Here is a 5,531-nt window from a genome sequence, read left to right as displayed (position 1 = left end):
CTCGACCGCTACCTCGACCGCCTCACCCTCACCACCGGCGTCCTGGTCATCTTCGACCGCCGCCCCGAAGCTCCGCCGTGGAAGGAACGAGGGAGTTTCGAGCAGGCGACCACCCCGTCCGGCCGCCGCATCACCATACTGCGCGCGTGACGAAGGCCGGTGGCGGGAGGGTCAACCGGTGAACGCCCCCGCCAGCAGGTCGTCGAACCGCTGCGGGTCCCCGGCGGGGCGGTCGAGCCCGCGCAGAGGACCATGGTCCACGAGGTGGGCCTCGGCGTACAGGCGGGCCACGAGCGCCTTGCGGCCGTCATCGAGCCCCCAGCGGGCCTGGTCCTCCAGCAGCGCGGCGGCGTAGACGTCGGCCATGAACTGCGCCAGCGGGTAGAGCCGCTCCTCCGCCGTGTCCCGGTCCAGCGCGTGCCACGTCTCGACGGCCTTGGCCAGGTCGTCGATGCGGGCGCCGACCAGGCCGGAGGTGGCCAGGGAGCGCAGCCGGTCGAGGAAGGGCAGGTGCGCCTGTTCCTTGAGCATGGCCCGCCGTACGTCCAGGCAGAGAATGTTGTCGCCCCCCTCCCAGATCGGGTTTACCTGCGCGTCGCGCAGCAGCCTGGCGACCGGCCACTGCTCGATGTAGCCGTTGCCGCCGTGCACCTCGATCGCGTCGCCGGCGGCGGTGACGCCCAGGCGGGCGGCGCGCAGCTTGACCAGGGCGGGGGCGAGGCGGAGCCGGGGGCTGACGTGCGCGTCGAACACCATCGCCTGCGCCGCCTCGACCTCGACGATCAGCTCGGTCAGCTTGCGGCGCATCAGCGGCTGCTCGATGAGCGGCCGCCCGAACGCCTCACGCGCCCTGGCGTAGCAGATGGACTCGACCAGCGCCCGCCTGGCCACGCCGAGGCCCATCATGGCCACCCCGAGCCTGGAGGCGTTGGTGAGCTTCATCATGGTGCCGATCCCCGAGCCGGCGCCCGGCTCGGATCCGGCCAGCAGGAACGCCTCGGCCTCGGTGAACTCGACCTCGGCCGAGGCGACGGACCTGGTGCCGAGCTTGTCCTTGAGCCGCCGGATGCGCACGCCGTTGCGCGTGCCGTCGCGCCGCTCCCACAACACCAGGAAGGGCGCCACGTCGCCCTCGGGCAGCCGGGCGAGCACGACGAACGCGGATCCGTTGGCGTTGGAGGCGAACCACTTGAGCCCGGACAGACTCCACGCGTCGCCGGTGGGGACGGCGGCGGCTTCGAGGGCGGCCAGGTCGGAGCCGCCCGTGCGTTCGGTGAACAGCTGAGCGGCCTCACCGGAGTAGAACCCGTTGGCGAAGATCTCCCGCACTTTTTCGCGTACGTCCTCGGGCGCGTACTTCTCGGCCAGAGAGACCACCATGTCGCCACCCGTGCCGAGCGCGCAGCCCATCCCGATGTCGGCCTGGTCGAGCAGGTACGTCCACGCCGCGGCGAGCGCGGACGGATCGGCCCCGTGCGCCCGCGCCTCCTCGGCGAACGACGGCGCGGTGAAGTTGTCCTCCATGAGCGCCTGCCTGGCGGTCAGGAACGACGGGGGCATGACGACCTGGCTGACGTCCCTTCCCCACTTGTCGTACTTCTCCAGCCGCGGCGGGTTGCGGTCGGTCTCCTCCGCGCATTCGGCGACGAGCCCGCCCATCAGCGCTCCGAGCCGGCCGAGGTGCGGCTCCGCCCAGACGTAGCCGTCGCCCAGGTGGCGCCGCATGAGCAGGCGGAGCGTGGGGTCGCAGGCCCACCAGTTGCGCCCGGCGGCGCCCTGGTAGCGCTCGGTGGCGTAGCGGTCGCTGCCGTCGAACGGCTCGGTGAGATAGCGCCTCATATCCGGAGTGTTACATATACTCGACACGCGATGGAAGAGCGTAACACCCTGAGCGCCAGGTCGGCCGTGCTGAGCGCCCTGCTGGGCAGCCACCCGCCCCGCCTGCCGGCCCGCCACCTGGTGCGCATCGGCGCGCTGTTCGGCATCGCCGAGGGCACGGTGCGGGTGGCGCTGTCGCGCATGGTCGCGGCCGGCGACCTCGTACAGGAGGACGGCTTCTACACGCTGTCGCAGCGGCTGGTCGAGCGCCAGGCCAGGCAGGACGAGAGCCGCGACCCGCACACCAGGCCGTGGGACGGCACGTGGGAGGTGGCCGTCGTCACCGCCGAGCGGCGCGCTCCCGCCGACCGGGCGGCCCTCCGGCACGCGATGACCGCGCTGCGCCTGGCCGAGCTGCGCGAAGGCACCTGGCTACGGCCGGCCAACCTGGTGCGCGGCGCGTGGCCGGAGATCGTCACGGCGCAGTGCACGCTGATCGACGGCCGGCCGCACGACGACCCCACTCCCCTGCTGTGGGACCTGGACGGCTGGGCGGCCGAGGCTCGCCGGCTGGAGCGCGCGCTGGACCACGCCTTCGACCACGCGGACGGCCTGGCCGAGGGGTTCGTCGTGTCGGCCGCGGTGCTGCGCCACCTGATGGCCGACCCGCTGCTGCCGGACGAGCTTCTGCCGCCCGGCTGGCCGGGCGCGGAACTGCGGGTCCGCTACGACGCCTTCGACCGCCGTTACCGCGAGGTGCTGACCCGGCACCTCAGCGACTGACCCGCTCGGCCGACACCGAAGCGGTCGCCCCTGATCTGGGCCCGCGCACTGGGAAACGGCAGAGGACGAGCGACATACCGCCGATATACCGCCGGAATTTATGGTCGATTCCGCGCGGAACTCATTCGAAAACGAATGGAGGCGGAGTCACCCCGATAATGAACATTCTCTTAAGGTTTCTAACCGTAAGTTATTGCATCAGTCAACGTCCGGCGCCACGCCTGCGGCAGTGTCGCACAGCGGTTCCATCCCGGCCTCGAACCCTCTGGATGAATCACATGGCCCTGTCGACATCATCATTACGCGTGGTCGTCACCACGGCACTGATCGCCGCTCTCGGCGTCTTCGGCGCGGCGAGCCCCGCGATGGCCGCGCCCGACCTCCAGCTTCCCTTCCCCTGCGGACAGAAGTGGCAGCTGAACACCTGGGCGCACGCCCCCGCACTCGACATGGTGAAGGAGCCTGACCAGCGCGGCACCGAGGGTGCCACCCTGATCGCCCCGGCCGCGGGGAGGGTGAACCAGTCCTTCTACCACGACAACGCGGGCAACATGGTCCAGATCGATCACGGCGGCGGCTATTTCACCACGTACATCCATCTGCAGTCTCGTGCCGTCTCGAAAGGGGACAGGGTGCAGAGGGGAACGGTGATCGGCAAGGTCGGCAAGACCGGCCCGACCTCCAACGGACACCCGCACCTGCACTTCGAGCTCGGCTACGACTCCAACGGCGATGGGTCGGCCTCGTGGGGGTACAAGGGCTCCGAACGGGTCAAGCCGATGATCAACGGCGTCACCTACGGCCAGGCCAACGGCCGGGAGTGGAACAACGTCGAGAGCCACAACTGCCCCGAGCCTGCACCCGAGGGCGTCGCATCGGTTTACGGCGTCACGCCGGAGGGACGGCTGACCTACACCGCCATCGACGCGGCCACCGGACGCCGCACCCACGGCGCCGTGCACTCCACCGCCGGCCTCGGCTTCACCCCCAAAGCCATGGCCACACTCAACTTCAACACCCTCCTCGTCACCGAGGACAAGGACCCAGGAGGCAAGCTCTACCGCGTCGACATCCGCACCAACCGCGACACCCCTCACCTTCGACCCACCCGTCTACCTCGCCAGCGGCTACACCCACGACCTCCTCGCCTACGACGGCAAGAACCACCTGTACGGCATCGCCAACGGAACCCTCCGCCGCTACACCATCACCGCCAGCAAACCCACCAAAACCTCCATCACCGGCAACACCGTCATCGGCGAAGGCTTCACCCTCAAAACCCTCACCACCACCGCACCCGACTGGCTCCTCGGCACCACCACTCAAGGCGAACTCATCTCCTACCAGATCCGCGGCGCCGGCAACTGGAAACGCCACCAACTACGCGACACCACCTGGCAGGTCTTCGACCACCTTCTGTCCCCCGGCGCAGGCGTCTACTACGGCCACCACCGCGACAACTCCATGCACAGCTACCACGACAGGGACCCCCACGACGGCCGAGGCGACGACCTCAGCAAACAGACCACCGTCGACACCAAAGGCTGGAGCCAGACCCTCCTGTCAGCCCAACCCGCCACCGTGACCTGAGAGCGCACGGGCCCGGAGGGTGAGGCCGTCTCCGCCCTCCGGGCCCGCATCCCCTCAGAGATCGACCCCGAAGATCACCCGCTTGTCCGGGTACTCGGTGACGCTCCACAGTTTGCCGTCCTGCACGGTCAGATCCTCGGGCCCGATCGGGAACGGCCTGGCCTGCGACGTGTCGCCCGCGTGGACGATCAGCTTGCCGTTCCTGGTGGAGCCGGCCGACTGGCTGAGGTACCACGTGCCGCCCGACGACAGCGCTCCCTGGATCTTGGGCTGCCCCATCACGAACGCGTCCTGCGGCTCGCCGCCCGCCATGTTCAGGGGCCAGCGCGCGACCCAGCCGCCTGGGTCGTCGCCCCGGAACTCGCCGGTGATCAGCAACGGCGTGGCGCCGCTGCGGTCGACCGACACGAACGAGAACCGCGGCCCGGCCGTGGCGACCTGCCACAGGTCGGTCTGCGGGATCACGTAGCGGTAGCCGAAGGCGTGCAGCCTGCCGTCGTGCCGCCCCACCCGTTCGGGGTCGCCCAGGTCGTTCTGGGCGGTGCTCAGGTCGAGGAGGTTGCGCAGGTCGAAGACCCGCAGCCCTCTGACGGTGTCGGCGACGTAGAGCAGGTCGCCGTGGCAGGCGATGCCGCCCGCGTGGATGTCGATCGGCCCGTACGAGCCGTCGGGCTTGGCCGCGACCAGCAGCGCGTGCCGGTACTTCAGCGTCTGCGGGCTCAGGAAGCTGACCCTGATGCCCCGCTCGCCGGCCTCCGGCCGGAAGTACCAGCTGACGACGAACACCGGCACCCCGAGGGAGCCGGAATCCCCGCCGGTCAGGCCCTGGGGATACCAGTCGGCGGTGCGCTGGTCGCCGGTGTCGAAGGCATACCACTCGGCCGGCTTCGGCTGCATCGACCCGAGCGCGCCCGCCGCGCCCTTGCGTACGGCTGTCCTGTTCGCCTCGTTCAGCACCGCCTGGACGGAGGCGCCGCCGATCTCTCCCGCCAGTTTGGCCGCCCCTTCGGCCAGGTCTCCGGTCGCTTGCGACAAGGCATAGGGGGCCTTATCGGTAGGAACCATCCCCTTTGCCGCCATATCTCCCTCACTTTCCCGTCCCTTGACTGGGTTTGACGGAACAGAGAGGGCATCGGTTGCGCTTATTCCCACAAATGCACTGGCAATCCCGAAAGTGCCAGCTCGCGGTAGCGGCGCACGAGCCGCTCCCGATCGCCTCCGAAGCGCGCGAGCGTCTCGCGCTGCCACACCGAGCCCGTACGCCGCAGCCGGGTCCGCTGCTCGATGACGCCCAGCGCCCGGTCGGCGTCGTGCGCCGCCACCCCGGCCCCGAGCAGCCC

Annotated in this window: 4 protein-coding genes and 1 pseudogene; 2 read left to right on the top strand and 3 right to left on the bottom strand. The window is 70.0% G+C overall.

The genetic code is table 11. The features are described 5' to 3' along the window. Positions 1 to 171 precede the first annotated feature (171 nt). A complete protein-coding gene (locus tag E1267_RS42290; RefSeq protein ID WP_132341732.1) occupies positions 172 to 1,839 on the bottom strand; it encodes an acyl-CoA dehydrogenase family protein in 1,668 nt (555 codons plus the stop codon). A gap of 30 nt (positions 1,840 to 1,869) precedes the next feature. Here E1267_RS42290 and E1267_RS42285 point away from each other — a divergent pair, with 30 nt between their 5' ends. Both E1267_RS42285 and E1267_RS42280 read left to right on the top strand, forming a co-directional pair. Further along, a complete protein-coding gene (locus E1267_RS42285; RefSeq protein ID WP_165960107.1) occupies positions 1,870 to 2,601 on the top strand; it encodes a PaaX family transcriptional regulator C-terminal domain-containing protein in 732 nt (243 codons plus the stop codon). 305 nt (positions 2,602 to 2,906) lie between these two features. Further along, complete coding sequence (locus E1267_RS42280; RefSeq protein WP_132341730.1) at positions 2,907 to 4,214, top strand: M23 family metallopeptidase; 1,308 nt, start codon at positions 2,907 to 2,909, stop codon at positions 4,212 to 4,214. A gap of 31 nt (positions 4,215 to 4,245) precedes the next feature. On the opposite strand, the gene E1267_RS42275 is transcribed toward E1267_RS42280, so the two are convergent. Then, positions 4,246 to 5,226 (bottom strand): hypothetical protein, encoded by a 981-nt coding sequence (locus E1267_RS42275; protein ID WP_132341728.1) that lies wholly within the window; start codon positions 5,224 to 5,226, stop codon positions 4,246 to 4,248. A gap of 107 nt (positions 5,227 to 5,333) precedes the next feature. Continuing rightward, a pseudogene (locus E1267_RS42270) lies at positions 5,334 to 5,531 on the bottom strand (glutamate--cysteine ligase); the annotation flags it as partial.

This window comes from Nonomuraea longispora, from assembly GCF_004348345.1.
GTDB classification, from domain to species: Bacteria; Actinomycetota; Actinomycetes; order Streptosporangiales; family Streptosporangiaceae; genus Nonomuraea; species Nonomuraea longispora.
Note: the sequence above shows the minus strand (reverse complement) of the source record. Positions and strands in the feature narration are given on the sequence as shown.

Bases quoted from the DNA above. Each gene is read 5' to 3' on its own strand.
- E1267_RS42290 (WP_132341732.1), bottom strand. From the start codon at position 1,839: ATGAGGCGCTATCTCACCGAGCCGTTCGACGGCAGCGACCGCTACGCC.
- E1267_RS42285 (WP_165960107.1), top strand. From the start codon at position 1,870: ATGGAAGAGCGTAACACCCTGAGCGCCAGGTCGGCCGTGCTGAGCGCC.